14 protein-coding genes and 1 pseudogene are annotated in these 19,838 nt (G+C 55.9%); 2 read left to right on the forward strand and 13 right to left on the reverse strand.

Features of this window, described 5'->3' with window-relative positions; all coding sequences use genetic code 11:
• The first annotated feature begins 220 nt into the window (after window positions 1–220).
• Together ACFSYH_RS04590 and ACFSYH_RS04595 are read left to right on the forward strand one after the other, a co-directional pair.
• Window positions 221–3,724 carry a bifunctional glycosyltransferase/CDP-glycerol:glycerophosphate glycerophosphotransferase gene (locus tag ACFSYH_RS04590; RefSeq protein WP_377465410.1) on the forward strand — a complete coding sequence of 1,168 codons (3,504 nt, stop codon included), beginning with the start codon at window positions 221–223 and terminating at the stop codon, window positions 3,722–3,724.
• Between the two features lie 10 nt (window positions 3,725–3,734).
• Entirely contained in the window at window positions 3,735–5,645 is a 1,911-nt protein-coding gene (locus ACFSYH_RS04595; protein WP_377465411.1) for a capsular polysaccharide synthesis protein, read from the forward strand.
• Between the two features lie 370 nt (window positions 5,646–6,015).
• Here ACFSYH_RS04595 and ACFSYH_RS04600 read toward each other — a convergent pair whose 3' ends face one another.
• From ACFSYH_RS04600 to ACFSYH_RS04660, 13 genes and pseudogenes are all read right to left on the reverse strand, one after another.
• The gene (locus ACFSYH_RS04600) at window positions 6,016–6,426 is read right to left on the reverse strand and encodes a hypothetical protein (RefSeq protein ID WP_377465412.1); all 411 of its coding nucleotides are present in this window, start codon (window positions 6,424–6,426) and stop codon (window positions 6,016–6,018) included.
• 189 nt (window positions 6,427–6,615) lie between these two features.
• Window positions 6,616–7,959 carry a CHAP domain-containing protein gene (locus ACFSYH_RS04605; protein WP_377465413.1) on the reverse strand — a complete coding sequence of 448 codons (1,344 nt, stop codon included), beginning with the start codon at window positions 7,957–7,959 and terminating at the stop codon, window positions 6,616–6,618.
• A gap of 318 nt (window positions 7,960–8,277) precedes the next feature.
• Entirely contained in the window at window positions 8,278–8,472 is a 195-nt protein-coding gene (locus tag ACFSYH_RS04610; protein ID WP_377465415.1) for a Trm112 family protein, read from the reverse strand.
• Window positions 8,473–8,492: 20 nt separating this feature from the next.
• Window positions 8,493–9,977, reverse strand: a complete 1,485-nt coding sequence (locus ACFSYH_RS04615; protein WP_377465416.1) for a phosphomannomutase/phosphoglucomutase — start codon at window positions 9,975–9,977, stop codon at window positions 8,493–8,495.
• 46 nt (window positions 9,978–10,023) lie between these two features.
• On the reverse strand, window positions 10,024–10,284 hold the full coding sequence (locus ACFSYH_RS04620; RefSeq protein WP_377465417.1) for a HepT-like ribonuclease domain-containing protein: 261 nt from the start codon (window positions 10,282–10,284) through the stop codon (window positions 10,024–10,026).
• A gap of 81 nt (window positions 10,285–10,365) precedes the next feature.
• Window positions 10,366–10,668 carry a nucleotidyltransferase family protein gene (locus tag ACFSYH_RS04625; protein ID WP_377465418.1) on the reverse strand — a complete coding sequence of 101 codons (303 nt, stop codon included), beginning with the start codon at window positions 10,666–10,668 and terminating at the stop codon, window positions 10,366–10,368.
• A gap of 560 nt (window positions 10,669–11,228) precedes the next feature.
• A pseudogene (locus tag ACFSYH_RS04630) lies at window positions 11,229–11,420 on the reverse strand (DUF3499 domain-containing protein); the annotation flags it as partial.
• 174 nt (window positions 11,421–11,594) lie between these two features.
• Window positions 11,595–12,011 carry a metallopeptidase family protein gene (locus ACFSYH_RS04635; RefSeq protein ID WP_377465419.1) on the reverse strand — a complete coding sequence of 139 codons (417 nt, stop codon included), beginning with the start codon at window positions 12,009–12,011 and terminating at the stop codon, window positions 11,595–11,597.
• 281 nt (window positions 12,012–12,292) lie between these two features.
• Window positions 12,293–12,865 carry a PIN domain-containing protein gene (locus ACFSYH_RS04640; RefSeq protein WP_377465420.1) on the reverse strand — a complete coding sequence of 191 codons (573 nt, stop codon included), beginning with the start codon at window positions 12,863–12,865 and terminating at the stop codon, window positions 12,293–12,295.
• A 53-nt stretch (window positions 12,866–12,918) separates the two neighbouring features.
• Window positions 12,919–13,356: a helix-turn-helix domain-containing protein gene (locus tag ACFSYH_RS04645; RefSeq protein ID WP_377465421.1), complete on the reverse strand. Its 438-nt coding sequence runs from the start codon at window positions 13,354–13,356 to the stop codon at window positions 12,919–12,921.
• Window positions 13,357–13,504: 148 nt separating this feature from the next.
• The gene (locus ACFSYH_RS04650; protein WP_377465423.1) at window positions 13,505–15,487 is read right to left on the reverse strand and encodes a DUF5719 family protein; all 1,983 of its coding nucleotides are present in this window, start codon (window positions 15,485–15,487) and stop codon (window positions 13,505–13,507) included.
• The gene (locus tag ACFSYH_RS04655; RefSeq protein WP_377465424.1) at window positions 15,484–19,002 is read right to left on the reverse strand and encodes a glycosyltransferase; all 3,519 of its coding nucleotides are present in this window, start codon (window positions 19,000–19,002) and stop codon (window positions 15,484–15,486) included. The genes ACFSYH_RS04650 and ACFSYH_RS04655 overlap by 4 nt, the downstream gene beginning before the upstream one ends.
• A 446-nt stretch (window positions 19,003–19,448) precedes the next feature.
• Window positions 19,449–19,784 (reverse strand): WhiB family transcriptional regulator, encoded by a 336-nt coding sequence (locus ACFSYH_RS04660; protein WP_377465425.1) that lies wholly within the window; start codon window positions 19,782–19,784, stop codon window positions 19,449–19,451.
• Window positions 19,785–19,838: the final 54 nt, after the last annotated feature.

The following is a 19,838-nucleotide window of genomic DNA, read 5'->3' on the forward strand; positions in this document are numbered from 1 at the left end:
CTGTTGTGTCTCACCCTGACCCACCGATTATACGCCGAGCGGAAGCTGTCATCAGCATCAGGTGTCTGCCGTTTGGTACGATTACGTCGTTCCATGACCCCAGACCTGAAGGTGTATCTACATGGTTTCGCCAAAACCCCGTCCACTCTGGAGAAGAGTCGGCTCCGCAGTCAAAAAGCGCCTACGCTCAGTTAAGTCTCCAGATACGAGTACGCGCCATATGGGCACGGCTAAACAGACCTCAGCTTCGCCCACCACCACAGGGCATCGTGCTTTGCTCTCTATCGTTATTCCAGCCTTCAATATCGAAGAATACATAGGCGAGGCACTTAGTAGCCTCCAACAACAGAGTTATTCTTCGTTCGAGGCTATTGTCGTTGATGACGGTTCGACCGATTCGACACGCATAATTGCCGAAGAATTTGCACAAAAAGATCCACGCTTTAAGATAATTCAAACCCCAAATCTAGGTCCAGGTGCAGCACGGAATTCCGGAATTGCTGCCGCCTCAGGGAAATACCTCACTTTTTTTGATGGCGATGATTTGATTGAGCCGAAAGGCTACGAAAATGTCATTGACACCTTGGAGTTCACAGATTCTGATTTCGCTGTATCTAGTTACCAAATTTTCAAAGAAGGCAAAATCCTGCCACCTGGTCGCTGGATTAGACAGGCACATTCAAAGAATATGCTTCGTCAGAAACTGGAAGATTATCCAAGAATTTTAGTTAACGCCGTTCAATGGAGCAAAGTTTATCGGAAATCGTTTTGGGACAAAGCGCAATTGCGCTACCCCGAAGGAGTTCTTTACGAAGACCAACTTCCCTCAGTGTTATCTTACATCAAGGCAACGAGTTTCGACATTCTAGAAGCGCCTCTCGTTAGGTGGCGCCGCCGCGCTACCGGCACATCGATCATGCAGCAAAGTGCTGACCCTAAAAATCTTGAGGATCGTTTTAACGCCGCCATCAGCGTCCTTGAAGAACTCATTGCTCACGGACACACTAGTGTTGCCATCGAGCGCGCCTTCCAGTATTTAGCAAATAGCACGTTCACTCTGCAGTATATTAACGATGGCGACAAGCGCTACTGGGAGGTCCTAGTCGACCATCTTCCCAAAATTTGGAAGATGGTTCCCCTTAAACGTCTCAAGAATGAACTCAATTCACGCGACAAGGTACTTTATCACCTTATTCTCACTGACCAGTACGATTTGGCATTGCGCTTTTTTGACGAAGACGGTTGGGACATTCATGATTCGCGCCCAGTGCTAATAGATGGCCAGAACTACGTCAAGCTTCCGCTATTCGACGAAGCTCCTCATAAGGTACCACTCTGGGCTTACATTCCGTCTCCTCGAGAAGTTCGCCCATTCGTTCACATTGAGCAAATTTCCTTATCAGCCGATAATAAAATGGAACTAAGGGGGACAGCTTTCTTCTCAAATATCCCTTCAAACGAAATTTATCCAGAAGTTGAAGTACTTTTTGAGTCTCAATCAGCAGTTGGCTTGACACGCTTCCCTGCTAAGCAGGTTGGCTCTGAAGAAGCTACCTACCGTAGTAGCCACCGTCGTGAAACTTACCAAAACACAGGCTTCCACACAATCATCGATCTTATCGATCTTTCGGAGTCATTAAACACCCTTGCCAACAATCGTGGAAAAGCCTTCTTGGATTTTGCAGTCAGGCAAGGAGATTACTACGCTATCTTGCCCAGCGTGTCTGCAACACAGCAGTCGAGTGTAAGTTTTAGCCGCACAGTCGAAATTGATGGCATGTTGTTCACTATTCGATTCAACAGTGAACGACTGACGATAGAGCCACTTCGACCTGCTCAAGTTGTTTCATCGATCGTTGTGGAAAACGACTCGTTGCTTCTGCACTTTGCGGGTAAAATGACATCTAGAGAAAAACTGTATGCAGTACTATCTGATGACACCGAGAGAGAAATTAGCCGAGCATTGGTTCAAACCAACTCGCACGGAACACCTGTTTTGGCAGTTTTTCCCCGCATAGATTGGGGTGCACTCCAGTCGAATTTCATTCAATTTCATGTTGAACGATCAGGTAAACAATTTGCAATGTTTGCCGTACAAAGTGTTCTCACGGATCAGCCGGTTGTTAGAGATTTGGCTTTTTACCGCAATGCAAAAGGTCATTTACGCGCAGGTGCATCCAGCCACCACCGTTTCGTTACCTCGGTTACGACACGGGAAGCCTGTGAGATTGTGATTAGTTTCTCAACGCCGCTTGATCGAACCTTTGAAATCATGTTAGAGGGAAAAACTACGCAGATTAAGGGAGTCGTCACTGCAGATGGTGATGCGTCCTTTACGCTAGAGAACTCACCATTTGATGGCTTCGCTCCAGTTTCATTCGCGCGAGATGCGTACTGGCTTCGACTCAAAGGGCCTGATGGAAAAAATGTCAGGCCTTTGCTACACGAAACTGCTCAAACACTAATTGCACAACCATTCAGGCTTCAGCGCAGCACATTTGATATACGCTATGATTTCGGCACTGATGAGGCACGAATCCGCTTGCATTCAACGCTAGGTTCACAACGCAGTTCAGCTCAGACCCAGAACCTACGTGATCAGTACAAGCAATCGTTCCCAAAAATTGAGCGTAGAGTCTATCTTCAATGTATGAAAGGCGACCAGGTCAGCGACACTCAATTAGAAATGGCTCGCTATTTCCAACAAAACCACCCGGAATACGAAGTCATCTGGGGCCTTGAGGATGACCTCTGGCCAGTACCAGTTCATCAAGGACGCGTAATTATCGACTCACGTGAGTATTACGACGTTATCGCTTCCGCACAAATACTCTGTTTCAATCACGAGTTGGCTCCCTATATTGAGAATAAACCCGGGCAAACGATCATCCAGACTTATCACGGCCATCCATTCAAGATGATGGGTGAGCCACGTTGGGAGATGCTCAACTTCCCAAAGCGAAAACGTCAACACGGCCTGGACTGGCGTCAAACTTGGGATATTCTACTTTCCCCCTCTCCAGATGCTACTCGTATGCTCACGGAAGCTTTCCCAGTACGTGCGAAAATTCTTGAAGTTGGCCATCCACGTAACGATTCACTTGTACAGCACACGGATGCTGTCCGAACTGAAGTTCGCACAGCGCTTGGGCTTAAAGACGACGAATACGCGGTGCTCTACGCACCTACTTGGCGAGATTATTCAGCGGAGTCGCCTTGGTATTCTCCCATGACTAATTTTGTCGAGCCTAACTGGTTAGCTTCCAAGCTCGGACCCAAAGTAAAGGTACTGTTACGCGGTCATCCGTCGCACAGCCGCTACTCTGACGAAAGAACCAGAGCTTCACAAGTCATTGACGTAACTGATTACCCATTCGTCAATGACTTGATCATCGCATCTGATCTTGGCGTATTCGATTACTCGTCTATTCGGTTCGACTACTCAGTTACAAAGAAACCCATGGTATTCTTTACCCCGGACGAAAAGGAGTATTTTGCCTACATGCCTCCCCTCGTCCCCTACAACGAGACAACTCCGGGTCCGGTTGTCGAAAATAAAGATGAACTTGTACTTGCCATCCGCGAGTACATTAACGGTAAATCCCCATTGACTGCCGATTATCTTTCCTTCATAAAAAGATTTAACCCAATGGACGACGGAAAAGCCACACATCGCTTTGTTGAAGGTATTCTTGACCACGTTCGACAGCGGTCAAATGACTAGGAGTTTCGGAATGGGCAGAACAACAATAAATCTCTTTCCAAAATTCTCAGTGGAAACACCAGTTGCTTTTGGGACCCAAGCTGAAAGTCTCACGCACGAAGACGTTCTCGTCATCCAACATTCTGCCCAATCAAGGGTAGAAATTCAGCAACTTGCGACCGGTTCGACTGCGATCCTTCTTTCTGGCACGTCACAAGCACGAGATGTTCACTTTACAATTGGCGGCCGTGACGAGCCAGCCGGACTACGCAACGGAATGAAGCCTGGTCACACATACTCGGTAAGCACCCGAGTGCGCATCGCTGAGCCCCTACCTGAGCCCCTAGACTACGATCACTGCAAGATCATTGTGGGCATTGAGCAGAAAGGTAAGAAAATATGGAACTACAGCCGTTCAAAGTCTGCCTTGAACACACCTGGGTTTCACACAATCACCTTGACCTTTACAATCCCCCAAGATGCAACACGCGCATGGATTAGGTTCGCGGGTGGAAACACCGCGGGCGAGGGAACACTGACATGGGATTTGTTTCAGTTAACTGAAACAAATTCGCCACAACACTATTTCAATGATGATCAGCACGATTTTAATATTTATCAGTTCGGTTGGACTGAAATAAACGGTCGTGTTCACGCCCACCGCACTTGCCAGTTCCCTGATATTGATACGAGACAAAAATCTCTACTAGATGTGTTTTCTTTCGCATCAACTTTGTTGGAAAATAGCGACATAGAAAACTTTGATCTTCTACTCGCAAGAATCGCAGACCTCGGGAATGAGGACGCTTTGCATGCACTGCAGTCCCTGTCTTCACTAAAGGAGGAACGATTCGAAGATTCGCTAAAAATAATTTCCAAAAACAAGTATCTTAACCGCAGTTCCACGCTCTTACGTGCGAAAATTCAAAGTCAATTGAAATTGCGCAAATGGGAAGGAGCAATCAATGATCTTCAAACGCTCATCCAACGTTTCGAAGCGCGGCCGGACGATTTTTATAGATATGCGTATGCTAAGGACCGTAAGAATGAATTCGGCGCTGCAACTTCTCTTATTCGTGCCGGTTTATCACTCGATATAGATGGATTCAATGGAATCGCTATGTCACAAATCGACCCAAAGGTTTTTTTTGCTCGAAGAATTTGCGTTGATTTTGTGAGAGATAACCTTTCAGCAATACAAGAGACTGCACGATATTACATTAGACAGCAGTCAAGCCAAAAAACAGGACCGGGTCCAATCTTCATGTACTGGGGACAAGGCCAAGATCAAGCTCCCCCTGTCGTAAAAGCCTGCTTTAATCGAGTACAACAGTTGAACCCTGCAAGACAGATTGTTTTTCTTGACGAGAACACGCTACCACTTTACGTTCCGTTGAACGATCACGTCCGCGCACTCAAAACCTCGAACCGTACCCATTTCTCTGACTGGCTACGACTAGAACTTCTTGGCCGTTGGGGAGGCACTTGGTACGATGCAACTGCGTTTCCTACATTGCCTCAGGATGAAATTGAAACTCTCGTCAATTTCAGCAGTTTTTTTGCGTTTGAGTTCGGGCGTCAGAGGATATCATCCTGGTACCTGATCGCGGATCGGTCGAGTTATCTTCTTCAAGCTTGGCGGGCTGCCATGAACATATGGTGGGAGTCTGAAGGCTACTTGCCCGAATATTTCCACGTTCATCATCTTTTCGAAACCATAACCGAGATTGATCTCGATGCTCACAAGGAATATACTCATTTCATGAAATTCGATTCCCGAAAGGCTATCTCATTTCAGCGCACTTTCTTCGCAGATGCTAAGAAAAATGATATTCCAACTATGCTTAGTTCTTCACCTGTCCACAAACTTCGCTATCAATATGATCATGCTGCACTACATCCAGATCACGTGCTCAGCACTTTTCTTCGTGAGTACCTTTAGGCTTGCACACTAGACATGCTATCGACACATTAACGTAACTCTTCTTTCATGGGCATCTTGGCGATCTAGCAGTTTTAAGATTTCAACTCGGCTGCTGCCTTATGTTATTGCATGCTCATGGTTTTGAGTTTATTTTCTTGTCACCTTCCCATACCGGCAGCAAATGAGGAAAATTTGGTAGTTACTTGCATCCCTTAGGATTAGGGTGAGCAAATATCTATAGCATTAGCCAGTGCAGATATCCCCTCGGAGAACTTGGTGCGCATCGCTTAATTCACTACGCTTTGAACGCTACTTCAAATGACTCATGCTGCTCTCAGTTCTGATTACACCTACGCATTCTCATCATGACTCTTGAAACTTTACGGTTTTACTTACACACCTGTAGTTTCGAGATCAATAGCACTAGGTCACCAATGCTGTAGCTGCATTTCGCGTCGCTTACTGGAACACCGTAGGTGCCGGTGGCTCCTCCGGCCTTGCGGTACAGGGTGTTGATCTTGCCTCGTACGATCCAAGTGTTGACGCTGCTGCCCTTGGAAACCTCAACGACCGTTGCGCTCTTGTAGTTCTGAAACCTTACCGACTTCGCGCTGCTCGAGGCTGACTTCGTTGCCTTCGCGCTGAGTTTCTTGGTGGCCTTGAGTGGTTTCCCCAACTCGTTCTTGGCGACCTTGACCCGCTGGGCAAGTGTCCGGTTGGTCTTGCTGACCGTCACCTTCATCGTCTTGGAGAGCACGGCAGCCTGGTCAAGTATGACATAGGGGCATTCTGCGAACATGGCACACCATGACGAGGTTGTTACTATAACGGCTACTCTAACATCAACGTTAGAGTAGCCATTACAGTAACGTCCAAGCAGCGCACAGACCGCATGATCTAGCGGAAAGTATCTACATTCCCGCCACTCAAGCCTTGTTAGAGTAGACCAAATTTCAACAGATTTTAGATCTATTCATTTCCTTCGTCTCTAAGCACCCCAGTTAGGCGTTCCGAAGTACATCACGCGACTCACGTGGCGCTTCCCCTTGGAGACACCACGATGCCCGGCAGGGAACGAACTCGCGGTGTTCCCCTCGATGGTGGTCACCCAACCATCCTTCACGGCAATCACATACGCGATATGCGTTGCTCGGCCATAGCCTCGGGAGTCGATGAACGCGAGGTCACCAACCTTCGGTGAGTTTTTGCTTGTCTTCCAGTTCTTCTTAACCCAACTCTCTTGGCTGGGAATCCGGTAGATCGGAGGAATCACGCTTCTGTTGCCGGAGGCGTCGGCGGCCCAGAACACGAACATGGCGCACCAGGCGTGAGTACGCCCGGACCATTTGTTGTACCTGGTGTGTTGCACGCTGGCGTCACCGCTGTACTTCTTGCGATACCCCACCTGAGACTGTGCGGCTGCGGCAATTTCGCCCTTGATGCCGCGGATCTTCACGCCGGTCGCGGCTTTCTTGTAGTTCGAGGAGTAGATTGTGCCCTTCGTGAACTGTTGCACGCAACCGCTCTCTAGCAGTCCGCATTTCGCGTCGCTTACTGGAACGCCGTAGGTGCCGGTGGCTCCTCCGGCCTTGCGGTACAGGGTGTTGATCTTGCCTCGTACGATCCAAGTGTTGACGCTGCTGCCCTTGGAAACCTCAACGACCGTTGCGCTCTTGTAGTTCTGAAACCTTACCGACTTCGCGCTGCTTGAGGCTGACTTCGTTGCCTTCGCGCTGAGTTTCTTGGTGGCCTTGAGAGGTTTCCCCAACTCGTTCTTGGCGACCTTAACCCGCTGGGCAAGTGTCCGGTCGGTCTTGCTGACCGTCACCTTCATCGTCTTGGAGAGCACGGCAGCCTTGCCGCTGGCCGGGGTGATCGCGATCCGGTAGTCTCCACTGGATTTGGCTCGCCAGTACAGCGTGGCCTTGCCTTTGGAATCGGTGGTCTGGTTTCCGAGGGTCTTCCATTTCTTGGAGGAGTTAGCCCGGTATTGAAGGCGTGCGTTCTTTTTTCCCAACGGCGTGCCACTGGCAGCCCGCCCATTGACGACGATCCGTATGGACTCCCCTGCCCTCACCTTGAGAGAGGTGTGCTTTACTGTGACGCGCGCTGTGCGCGCTGTCTGGACCGTTGCGCGTGGACCACCGTTACCCACGACCCGAAGTGTCGTTGTGGAGCCAACAGTGCTGTTCGTCGCCAATAAAGCGCTCGTACCCGATCCTGCTCGCTGGGTTCGTGGCCCGTCAGCCTGGGCGGCTGGTGCCACAACGAGCGTGGATGCTGCAAGTAGGGCTGTCAGCACAGTGCCTTGGATTTTTCGATTCAATGTCACCCCTCCTCTGCGCAATAATATGACGATCTCTCCAGACAATTCTCACTAAACCGGGCAAATATCTCGTTGCGTCATACGGCGACGGTCGTGTGCGAACTTGGCGATGTCATATACATCGGCAGGTGACGGGATGGATTGAGCACCATGGTGTCCGGCACTCCATGGTGCCTACAACCCATCCTTCAGTGGGAGTGTCTCTGTGCCTCATGCAGGAGATTGGCCAACGGGTGGAACCTCTCCACACACGAGTGTGGCCCATGTCGAGATTATCCAGACATGGGCCACATCAGGTGTTGATCCTCGTGGTGGAGGGGTGGCTCAGAGCGGACGAGCCTCGCCCTCAAGGAGCACTGGAATACCCTCGCGGATCGGGTATGCGAGCGGACGTTCCGTGCTTGTGGAGTGAAGTTCAGGTTCCCCGTTTGGGCCGGTGCCTTCCACGAGTTCCGCTCCGGTCACCGGGCAGCGAAGGGCTTCGCGGATCCAGGCGTCGAGGTTATGGGTGTTGGTCATGTCGCGTTCCTTTGTATTAGCTATTCACCACGGACTAGGCCGAGCACATCGTCACGGACCTTTTCCATCATGTCTTCGTCGGCGGCCTCGACGTTCAGGCGCAGCAGCGGCTCTGTGTTGGAGGCGCGAAGGTTGAACCACCACTGTGGGTGGGAGTGCCAGTGCGAGATCGTCAGGCCGTCCAGTTCATCGACCTCAACGTCCCCTGCGCCCTTTTCCTCGACGTACGCCTGGATGACGCGCTGACGGGCCGCGTCAACGTCCTCGATCGTGGAATTGATTTCGCCCGAGGCCACGTATGGCTCGTACATGTCCGCAATGGCTGACAATGGATGTTCTTGTTCCCCCAGCGCTGCAAGGACGTGCATTGCTGCAAGCATCCCCGTGTCTGCGAAGAAGAAGTCCCGGAAGTAGTAGTGCGCCGAGTGTTCGCCGCCGAACACAGCATCATGTTCAGCCATCTGCGCTTTGATGAACGAGTGGCCCACACGCGTCCGCACCGTCTTCGCGCCTGCTCCCTGCATGAAGTCAGGCACAGCTCGCGAGGTGATGAGGTTGTGGATGATCGTGACCTCGCGTCCTTCGGCCTTTTCCTTCGCGATCTCCCGTAGCCCCACGAGACCCGTGATCGCGGATGGGCTTACCGGATTGCCCTGCTCGTCCACCACAAAGCAGCGGTCGGCGTCGCCGTCAAAGGCCAGACCGATGTCAGCACCGTGTTCGACCACGGCCTTTTGCAGGTCCACAAGGTTCTTGGGGTCGAGCGGGTTGGCCTCATGGTTGGGGAAGGTACCGTCGAGCTCGAAGTACAGCGGAACGATCTCCAGTGGAAGTTCAGGCAGGTTTGCCGCTGTTCCAAGCACTGCGGGAGCCGTGTAACCACCCATGCCGTTTCCAGCGTCCACAACCACCTTGAGTGGGCGGATATCCGACAGGTCGACGAGGTTGCGCAGGAACTTCGCATATTCGCTCAGAGTCGATCGCTGCGTCTCGGAACCCAACTGAGTCGCTGGACCTGGCAATCCGTGCCCAAGATACTGCTGAGCGAGTTCCTTGATCCGGGTGAGCCCCGTGTCCTGGCCAACTGGTCGGGCGCCCGCACGACACAGTTTGATGCCGTTGTACTCGGCTGGGTTGTGGCTCGCGGTGAACATGGCGCCCGGAACGTCGTAGGTGCCTGACGCGTGATAGAGCCCATCAGTCGAGCACAAGCCAATGTTGATGACGTCAATACCGGCGTCGGTCAGACCGGACACGAACGCTGCAACGAGCTCGGGCCCGGAATCGCGCATGTCATGGCCGACAACAACCCGTGGGCGCCCTGCGGCCTTGGTGACATCAGAAGGGGTGGCGTCCCCTGCCTCCCCGGCATCCGGAATCACGATCACCGTTGCGAACGCCGCGCCGATTGCGCGAGCAACGGTAGGGCTAAACGGCTCGGGGACGATCCCCCGCACGTCATACGACTTGATAAGAGACGACAGGTCAACAGGCGCAAAAGTCATGGGTCAAGCCTACCCCGCTCACATCCTCGCTTATGGCACTAACTGCCTACTGCCCGCCCTCAAGTTCCCGCTCAAGCGCGATCAGAACGACAATAAGATCCGGCACATGCAACTGGACTGTGTCCCAAACCATTATGGGATTAACAGTCCCGTATTCATGTGCCAGCACGTTTCTCATACCAACAGCTTGATTCAGTCCAGCAATGTTTTCCGCGAGGTCAGGGAAGAATCGTCTCAGTTTCCCTAACGCCTCACCCACGATCTCCAATTTACGTTCAACGCCCGCCTGCAAAAGATCATCTCGCAAAAAAAGTCACGGCTAGCATCAGCAGCAAAACCAGCGGCAGCTTCTGCGGCTGTTCTCGCATCCCAAATATATTTTCTGGCATCACGCTGCATACAGGTCAAGACTCCCAGCCATAACTGTCGCTAGAAAATATGGGTTCCTGATGTGGTCCTCAAAAACTAGGTCAACGGAACGATCCACGATTTCTTCTAGTTCGCTCTTAAGCCCAAAGTAGGCTTCCGCAAGATCCGCGACCTCGTGGAAAGTCACTAAAAAATCCACATCACTGTGCTCAGGATCGAAATCTCCGGCAACGCTCGCACCAAACACTTTTAGTGTCCTCACACCATGACGGACGCACGCGTCAGCGAGACGGTCACGGTCCATTTCGATTGCAACGGGCATGACTAAATTCTACCCGGATTACGCATACGAACACAGAGTCAGACACCTATCCAGCAGACTCAGGAATCGTCGCGCAGCATCCGTAAATGACCGCGGCGCGCCACCTCACCCTTTTGCACCGGCTCAGGATCAGCGGCATGACGCGGACGCGCCAGACTCTCAGGTGGAATGAATCCCTCTGGGACCGCAGTGCCCGCCGAGCGTTTGCCAGCGAGATACCCAACACCAGCCCCCACACCCGCGGCGCCCACGGGAGAGGCTGCCGTAACGCCGACAGTCGCTCCAACCGGGGCAGCAGGGTCGTCGTGGCGAACGACGTCGGCAATCGCCGCCCAGTCGTCGTCTGGCTCAGTCAGAGGCTTCGAGATCTCAAGTTTCCGCTGCTCGAACTCATCGAGTGCGGGAGCGCCCTGATCGAGCATCTCCTGCTCTTTGGCTCGTACTTCCGCAAGTTGGCGACGCGTGAGTGTGTCATTCAACCCGGGCACGGACCCAGTGGAGGTGGAAGCGGAACCCGCCGGATCGTCGTAAATCCCCTGAATCGCATCTCCCGGAACCGCAACCCGCACGACCTCCCAGCCACGCGGCGCAGTCAGGCGGCTTGCGTGCGCCTGGCACAGGTCATAACTGTGCGGCTCGGCGGCCACCGCAAGTGGGCCGAGAACCGCCGTCGAATCCGAGTACACGTAGGTCAAAGTCGCTACGGCCTCGCGCGCGCAGGCGGTGCGGGAACATTGACGGAAGGAACTCACAGCCAAAAATGTACTCCGAATCTTCACAAGGTTCCGCACCACACGCCGTGCGAGCCTGTGAAGCCTGTCCCATAATGCGGTTTATGTGGCCTGACAGCCACATTTTCATTGGCGACGAGCCGTCCCGATTGTCCCCGGCTTACTTTCCAGCACGGCGGGGTGGGAGGGGTTGAGCTATGACTGATAGTCACCATCGATCTCGTGCGGAGCCTTACTCAACATGAACGCGATATTGTCCACGATGACGTCCCTGATGATCGCCGCAAGTTCCTCACGCCCCTCAGCGCGAGCTTCGACTGGACGACGATAGATCACGATTCTGCTCGCTTGTCCGCTAACAGCGGGGAAGTAACGGCCCAGCGTGATCCCGCCACGCTCCCATGGCGAAGGATCCGAGGGTGGCACCTCTTCCACCGCGAACTCGGTTCCACGTAGTTCTCTACCCCACGTCATCTCAAGACGAGCCACGTAGGTGACGACGGCCTCGTCGAAGAGTTCCTTGCGCGTGCGATACGACGGATGAAACGGCGGATACTTCAGGCCACGGATACCGCGGCCACGGCGATCCCGTCTCGTTCGAGTGACAGTCATGCCTGACCGCGCCATGACCTCGGCGAAGTCTGCTGGGCTTACTGAAGTTGCGGATAGGCTGTCCCGGAAACTCCGCGGTGCACGGAAAGCCGGCCGATCAATCCCACGGCCTGTAGTGCCATCATCACGGATCGGTGGAGGGGTGCTTGGCCGGTGTGGACCACTGCCCGGAACGTCGGGAGACGAGGAAAACGCCATACCCCAAGCCTAGAACACGCAGCCGGCTGGCGGGGCTATTGTAGCTACCGAGTCCGCGCACCCGGAGCTAACACTGGCAGTGTCTAGTAATCGCCTCGAAGTGCAGCACGACACAAAGCCTCGTGCACTTTCACTGCGAACCTTGGACAATGTGCATCTCTCAACGCTTGGTCTAGAGGTTTTCCATTGCGGTCTGCCCAATACCTAGCCTGTTCGACTATGACCTGATGAAGCGCTTCAGGGGAACTAGATGCGATGAGCAGGAATAACTCATCGGCGGTGATGATCTCAAGTGCAGCACTGTCATCCGCAAAATCGGAGGGATGATTGTTTGTTAGCAACATATCTGCGCGCGTCTTCACTGCCGCTGCATAGACGTGATAATCCTTCGGATCGCGGCCCGTGAACGAGACATCCTCATCGAAGTCAGTGATGACCTCGTCAAGGACAACCCTCAAGTGGCCAAGAAAACCCTGTAGTTTCTGTCCAGACAGCGTAGGGCGCCTCTCTCGCCATGCTTTTGCGACCTCAATCAACACATCTTCCGAGGTGTGAGTCTGGAACATTCCCGGGCAAGCGTCACGCAGGAGAAAAAGCCAATCACGCAAGGTCTTCGACACTAAAATGTTGGCATCAACAAATATGCGCTGCTTCATCAGTACATCCTATGTGCTGATCTGCAAAAACAGTGCAATCTGCCATCTATTTCTCAGATGTCGAACTCCTCGTCGTCCTGACGCATGGTTTCAAAAGCTACACGCTGTGCTTGACTTCTGGCATGGCAGAAAGCCATCACATCGTCGCGATTGAATCGGGTATGGCTCCCCACCTTGAACGCTGGCACTCGCCCTTCGGACACCCACTTCATGAGAGTAGGGCGGGAGATTCCAATAATCCTTGCCGCAGTTGTGGAGGAAAGTTCGCTAGGAATCGAATTTATCCGGACACTGCCTTCCCGGGCCAAAGTTTGCAGGGTGGAACCCAACAATCTCTGCACAGAGTCGGGTAACTCCACAACATTCGATTGCTCGTCAAGAAACACGAAACGCCCGCGTCCAACCGGCGTAGCTTTAAGGGTCTCTCTCGCGTCAGTTAGCGTGTCACCATCAACACTAATTTGACTACCAACTGTCATGGCCGCTGCCATCTCTTCCTCCGCCTAATTCACCGAAGCAATAGTGCAACTATTGCTTCGCACCAACACCGTGGTGGTTACACTTGTAAGTGCAACTTGCACTTACAAGTGTAACCACCACGGAAAGTTGGTGGCAATAGTTTTATTCGGGATTTAACGTTTATTGGAGTTGCTGAGTCCTTGCCACCCACATGTCGGTCGGTTCTTGCCCCACCGCGACCGGTGCCAGGTGGCTCACCGCTCCCGACAATCCAGGTGAGTTCAGAGCAACAGACCAGTTGACGTGAGAGTCTTCCCCCTCGATGACCGCGACGGCAGCCACGTTCCCAAAGTCGGAAAGATCCACGGTGGTTGACTGTCCAGGTGCAAGGAGCACATCACGGGTACCGACCACCTGGCCATTCGTGCCGTATCCGACAACCGTGGCTGAGATGTTCGGCACCCAGCGTTCAAGCCGTGCCGCTGATTCCTCTGAGAGTTCCTCGTCAGTGGACTCACCTTGGTTCTCCGGCGCATCGAGACCAGAGGCTTCGCTCTCCAACGCTGAGTACACAAGCGGGATGTCCGTCAGCACAGCGCCAAGTGCCTCGACACCTTCAACCTTGGGTACACCGAGGATGGACACCGTTCCCCTCACTCCTGCTGGAATGGCGACCGCACCAGACCCAGAAGATTGCTCCAACTCCCCTGCGAACTGATCTTGGCCGAGTTCAAGCGCAGCGAAGCGTTCCGCGACCGTGTACTCCGGGTTGGACAACGCAGGCGTGGAACTCACCCAGGCAATGTCCTTCGGCGTACCGAGCAGTGGTTGATCGGGGGACTCGGAGCCACGCAACACCGACGCCGCACCGGCAAGCAGTGGAACATCCGCCTCAACGATCACCGAGTACACTCCCGCAGGAACCCCACCGAGTTCGACGTCTTGAACGCTGCCGGCGACCAGTTCGATCTCTTCGGCCCCGAACAGGACGATGTTGCCGTCAGGGCCAAGCAGATAGAGGCGCGCTGAGCCAATGACTTCAGAGTCCACCGATGCGGCGTCTTCCTCGCTCTGTTCCGCAAGGTTCACGGGTTCGCTGAAGTCGGGAACCACAAGCCGGACGAATGAGGCATCGTCGGATTCGACCCCAACGCCCGACGTTTGAATTCCGGTGATGCTCTGAACCCGCGATGGAGCAGCAGATCCCGTCACGTAGTCGATACCACCGGGCGTGATCCCGTCCAACTGCCCCTGCTGAAGATATGCGGTGACGAGTGCGCCTTGGGCCTGGACGTGCACTGCCATGCGTCGTTGTTCGGGTGCCACAGCCTCAAGCAACGCAGACACCTGCGCTCCACCGGGCACGATATAGGTGTCTGACCCTGCGAGTTCCACGCGACCGGAGGGACCCCACAGAGTGATGGTCACTGTGGCGGGCGTCAAGGATGGGTTTTGGATGACCAGCATGCTCGAGTTACCGACCGAGGTCGATCCGCCAACGAGCCAGTGCTCGCTCGCAGCCGCACCACAGGAGGCTGCGGCGATTCCGCGTTGGTCGCCACCGCTTTGGCTTTCAAGGAACGAGGCCGCAGTCAACGTCCCGCCAACGGGGTCCCACACCGCTCTATCGGCAGTTGTGGCGTAAAGCGCACCGGTCGATTCCGAGATCCGGGTGATTGCGGCACGGCTATTGGTGGCTTCGCTGGCCACCAGTGCCCCACCTGGTCCAGGGGTTTGTGGTGCGGGAGGAGTGGTCACACCAGCCCCGACTGACCCTGAGTTCAGTTCATTGTCCGCGTCCGCATCGCTCACCCGCGGAACCGGAAGTTGCCCATAGCCAACGCTTCCCTCCCCACCGATCAGGGCCGCGGCAAAGTTGTGAGCGATGGTGACTGGCTGGTCGTCGATTCCGTCGACTCCGACCCCTGAGTTGCCCTGAACCGATCCATCGGCCGCGAAACCCTGCGGGCACACGAGCGATACCGCTGGTGCTGCAACGGTTATCCCGGTACCGGTGGCACGTGCTCCAGCGTTGTCGACGAATCCGTGTGTGCCGAACACGCCCAGTGTCCCGACACACGCGACGGCGGTCAGTCCGGACAGTGCACGAAGGAAACGTGTCGATCTCTTGTCAGTGTGTGCGATCTGTTCGCTGGTTTTCACGCCCATCTCTGGGTTCCCCTCCGTCGTACGGGAATCGCGAGCGCACCGAACGCCACGAGCACAACGCTTTGCAGCACGAGCCACGCGATACGCGATGACCGTTCGTATGCGATCTTCAGTTGTCCGCCCTCGCCCTCGGGAATGACGAATGCCTGCATGCCGTTGACCTGTGCACTGGTGAGGGTTCGTCCACCAAGGGTTGCGCTCCAACCTGGTGCAGCATTCTCAGCGAGCACGATGGTGCGCTCAGCGCCCGCCTCGATTCGGGTGCGGACGGCGAGCCGTCCGGCAGACAACGTCTCCGGGTCGCGCAACGCCCCGTCCTCGCCCCGCACGTAGGTGGTCGCCCAGGCTGGTTCGCCTGCGATCACCACGGTGGTGGTCTCGAGTTCGATTGGCGACGATCCCTCACCTGACGTTGTTCCCTCGCCTTCGTCGGCGGTTGGGTTGGCCGGTGTAGAGCCGTCTGGACCTGGTTCCGATTCGACTGCCTGGCTCGCGGCGCGTTCCTGCGCGATGGCGTTGCGTGCGCTCACGGAGGAGACCTCGCCGTAGGCACGTTCGGCTTCGAGCACGCGTGGATCAACGCGCCAGACGGTTCCGGTCTCGTTCTCGGTAATGCGTTGCAGTCCTGCAACGGTGTCGAGACGCGCGATCAGTTGCGCGTACTCGTCGCTGTCTCCCGGCGGCACGAGCACCGCACCGATGCCCATGGACGCGAGTTGGTACGCGGAGGCGCTGTGCCCCTCCTGCTCAAGTCCGCGCGCAAGGTGTGCAACCAACCCGGCGATGTCGTCGGGACGCCCGGTCAGGTAGGCGACGTCCACGACGGTGGACGTTTCCATGAGCTGCGTCCCGTCACCGTGCATGAGCTGATAGGAGATCCGGCCAACCCCCGATGGCTGGATGCCGAGCACGCGAGCTTGGCGCCCGGAGGTCTGCATCTGCTGGGCCACGGCGGGCACGAGTGCACGGTCAATTGCCTTGAGGTTCGATGCCGGTGCCGCAGCACCGCTCGTCGACTCGTGGGCGATGTCGCGGTCGTTGCCCCACACCGCGAGCGTCCCGACGGGCAGCACGAAGACAGCGAGCGTTGCAAGGCCAAGCGATACCTGCCTCCAACCAAACGAACGGGTCAGGGCTGCCGCCGCCACCTCGTCGGAAGCCAGGAGACAGGCGGCAAGCAAACCGAACGTCATGAGCGATACCCCGGAGCCGGACCATCCGGTGATGGCTCCACTCTCACCGGAGGCGACCACGATTACGGAGCTTGCAAGCGAGGTCACAAGCCCCAGTAGTGCGATCCACCAGGCCAGACGGATCTGCCCCGCACGCGGGCCACGGCGCGCAAGAGACACCAGCGCTCCGATCAGCAGTGCCCCACCCAGTACATATGGCTGGATCGCTGTCACCGCCTGCGCCAGCCCGCTGTCGAGTGACACGTCCATCACCGCTGATGGCACACCGAGCAGGCGCTGCCACGGCAGGGACGGTTCATAGGCAAAGGCGGCGCCTGGATCGGCAAACAACACTCGCCAGCCACCGACCTCACGGTTCACAAAGCCACGGAACAGCACCGGTCCAAGGACTGCGAGCGCTGGGATGGGCACGAACAGCAGGGCACGGGCTCGACCGAAGAGGCCCGCGAGTCCGAAGACGATGAGTCCTGGCAGCAGCAGTACGGGAACCGCCGCGACAATGACCGCAAAGATGAGAGCTGCCCCACCGATGGCAGCCAGCGAACGGCGCGGCTGCGTGGCGGGGGTTTCGGCGACGACACCGGCGGCGACGAGTTGTTCTTCTTGACGTTGTTCGTGGCGGAACCTCAGCGCCCCACGGGCATCGCGCTTGTTGAGGCCCAGTCCTCGCATGACGGTGAGGGCAAGCCAGGGCAACGCGGAGTGGGCGACGACCGCTCCCATGCGTCCTTGTTCAAGGGCGAAGAGCATGGTTGGGGCCGCAGCCCAGATGAGCGCGGTCCAGGCGCGGGCAGTCACCGAGCGGGAGATCGCTCCTGCGGCGAACCAGGCACCCATCGCGCTGGCAAGCAGTGCCCCGATCATCACGAGATTCGCGGCAAGCTGCATGTTGCCTAACGTGAGCACCATAACCGGTGCGAGGGTTGCAAGCAGTGGGTCGGACGGTGCAGAGGCGCCGAGACCATCGCGAATCCAACCGCTGCTCCAGTGCTGCCACAGCTCCGGCCAACCACCCTGCGCGGGGAGCATCGCACCGCCCACGAGTCGGTCGTCTCCGGTCACAGCCCCCATGAGGTCATGCAGCGCGTACAGGGTCGCGGCAACCATGATGAAGGTGACGATCCCGAGCACTGCAATGCGTTTGCGTGCCAGTGCGCGGAACTCGCGGCGATCGAGATCGCTCGGGCCGTAGAGCCGCTTGCGCAGAGCAGTACGTGCGAGGCGTCGGTTGCGGCGGGCGTTCCTGATCTCAGCGGTTGAGGCCATGAGTGGTACGAGCACCTCGGCCGACACCTTCTTGGTTCGCACGATCTTGGACCGCAACCGGATGACGGCCGGGAGTTTCGCGGCAAGCCAGAACGGTGCAAGCAGTTCCTGCACGGCGAGGCGCGGAGCCTTGGTGAGCAACCGGTACAGCATACGCAGCGGTGCGACAACAATCGCCGCGATGAGGATGAGGGGGAAGAGAACAATCGAGTAGTTGGTTGCGCCAAAGAGCATCGAACTGGTCAGGCGCGCCCAAAACGATCTCGCCGCAGGCTCCTCATCGAGCACCGTTGGCCGTGGGGTTTGGGTCAGTTCCTCGTGCTCCCGGATGTTCATGTAGTCCGCTTGCGCGTGTTCGACAACAGCCTGCGCCTCGATGATGATGCGGTGCCCAGCGAGCCGCGCACGACGGCAGAAGTCGAGGGAGTCGCCGTATTTGCCGAAGGCGGGCTCGGTGCCCTTGAGTTCGAGCCAGGCCGCGGATGACACGAGTGCCCCGTTGAGCGATACCGCATACACGTCGTCGCGGGAGTCGTGTTGCCCTTGGTCGAATTCCTGGCTTTCGATCCCGGTGAACCAGGTGCCGGCTCGGGAGGTGGAGTAGCCGACGTTGATGAGTTCCTTGCCCTCACCGAGCTTGCGCTGTTTGGCCCCGACAATCGAGAGGCTTGAGGTGTGTTCGACGGGCTTGAGCTGGGCGGCGAGGGCACCGGGGTGTGCAACGGCATCATCGTGCAGGAGCCACAGCCACTGCTCGTGCAGATCTATCGAGTTCAGTCCGGTTGAGACCGCAGAACCGAACGTGCGGGCACGCGGGGCGTGCACTATCTGCACGTCTATCCCAGCCTCGTTGAGCACTGCTACGTCCAAGACCTCAATGTCTCCACGCGCGCTGACATCCACGAGGGCGACTCTGTGTGGTGCGACCTCCTGCTCGGCAATCGACCTGAGCACGCCAGGCAGGTAGGGCGTCCGCCCAACGGATACGACAACCCCGAGCACCTGGGGTGCCAGTGTTCGGGTGTTTTCGTGTTCGGTGTGCGTGGCCAACGCTGTACCTTCCTGCGATGTGCTGTGTCTGGTTGGAGAGTACGTACCTGAGGGGTTCGACTAACCTAGGGAAACCGCAAAGACGCTCCAACTTGGGCGGCCAAAGCATGGCCTCATCAATACTGCCCCACCAACCTTGGAATCGGGTGCTTCACCCACGGTGCGCCGCCATCCCTTCCTCCCCGCTCGCAGCGATGGGCTAAAAAGAGACCGGATACCCACACAAAACCCACGCACCCGGACGAAAATGCGCCCATCGACTTAAGCAGTCGTTCCTCCCTAACCCGCGGGAGCGACAAGATCTGCCAAAGACAGTAGGCGGCCTGCCCCTAAGAGCCGACCGCCTACCGTAAGTCGTGTTTAATGCGCACATCCACGCTGCGTGAACTACGCAGGCGTGCAAGTACCTAACATGCACCCCAAACGGGTACTCCCCCAAAAAATCGTTAGACTGCCCGGCGCTTGAGCTTGCGACGCTCACGTTCCGAGAGGCCTCCCCAGATTCCGAACCGCTCATCATTGGCCAGAGCGTATTCGAGGCATTCAGCACGAACTTCGCACGCGACGCAGACCTTCTTGGCTTCACGAGTGGAGCCGCCCTTTTCCGGGAAGAAGGCCTCTGGGTCGGTTTGTGCGCAAAGTGCGCGTTCCTGCCAGCCGAGGATCGATTCGTCTTCGCCGCCACCGATGAGCGACAAGACTGATGGGACCGCGCGCGCTGACTCCGATGCTCGATTGGCATCGCTCGGAAATGGTCCGTCAGCGTTGAGCAGGTTCCACATACTGTCATCCTCCACTGCTGTTGCTATTGGCTGTCTCGAAACAACCATACGCAA

Source organism: Populibacterium corticicola (assembly GCF_042683685.1).
GTDB classification, from domain to species: domain Bacteria; phylum Actinomycetota; class Actinomycetes; order Actinomycetales; family Cellulomonadaceae; genus Timonella; species Timonella corticicola.

Coding starts and splice junctions, on each gene's coding strand:
- ACFSYH_RS04615 (WP_377465416.1), bottom strand. CDS start 9,977: ATGACTTTTGCGCCTGTTGACCTGTCGTCTCTTATCAAGTCGTATGAC.
- ACFSYH_RS04660 (WP_377465425.1), bottom strand. CDS start 19,784: ATGTGGAACCTGCTCAACGCTGACGGACCATTTCCGAGCGATGCCAAT.
- ACFSYH_RS04645 (WP_377465421.1), bottom strand. CDS start 13,356: ATGGCAGCGGCCATGACAGTTGGTAGTCAAATTAGTGTTGATGGTGAC.
- ACFSYH_RS04600 (WP_377465412.1), bottom strand. CDS start 6,426: ATGTTCGCAGAATGCCCCTATGTCATACTTGACCAGGCTGCCGTGCTC.
- ACFSYH_RS04625 (WP_377465418.1), bottom strand. CDS start 10,668: ATGCCCGTTGCAATCGAAATGGACCGTGACCGTCTCGCTGACGCGTGC.
- ACFSYH_RS04595 (WP_377465411.1), top strand. CDS start 3,735: ATGGGCAGAACAACAATAAATCTCTTTCCAAAATTCTCAGTGGAAACA.
- ACFSYH_RS04610 (WP_377465415.1), bottom strand. CDS start 8,472: ATGACCAACACCCATAACCTCGACGCCTGGATCCGCGAAGCCCTTCGC.
- ACFSYH_RS04590 (WP_377465410.1), top strand. CDS start 221: ATGGGCACGGCTAAACAGACCTCAGCTTCGCCCACCACCACAGGGCAT.
- ACFSYH_RS04640 (WP_377465420.1), bottom strand. CDS start 12,865: ATGAAGCAGCGCATATTTGTTGATGCCAACATTTTAGTGTCGAAGACC.
- ACFSYH_RS04635 (WP_377465419.1), bottom strand. CDS start 12,011: ATGACTGTCACTCGAACGAGACGGGATCGCCGTGGCCGCGGTATCCGT.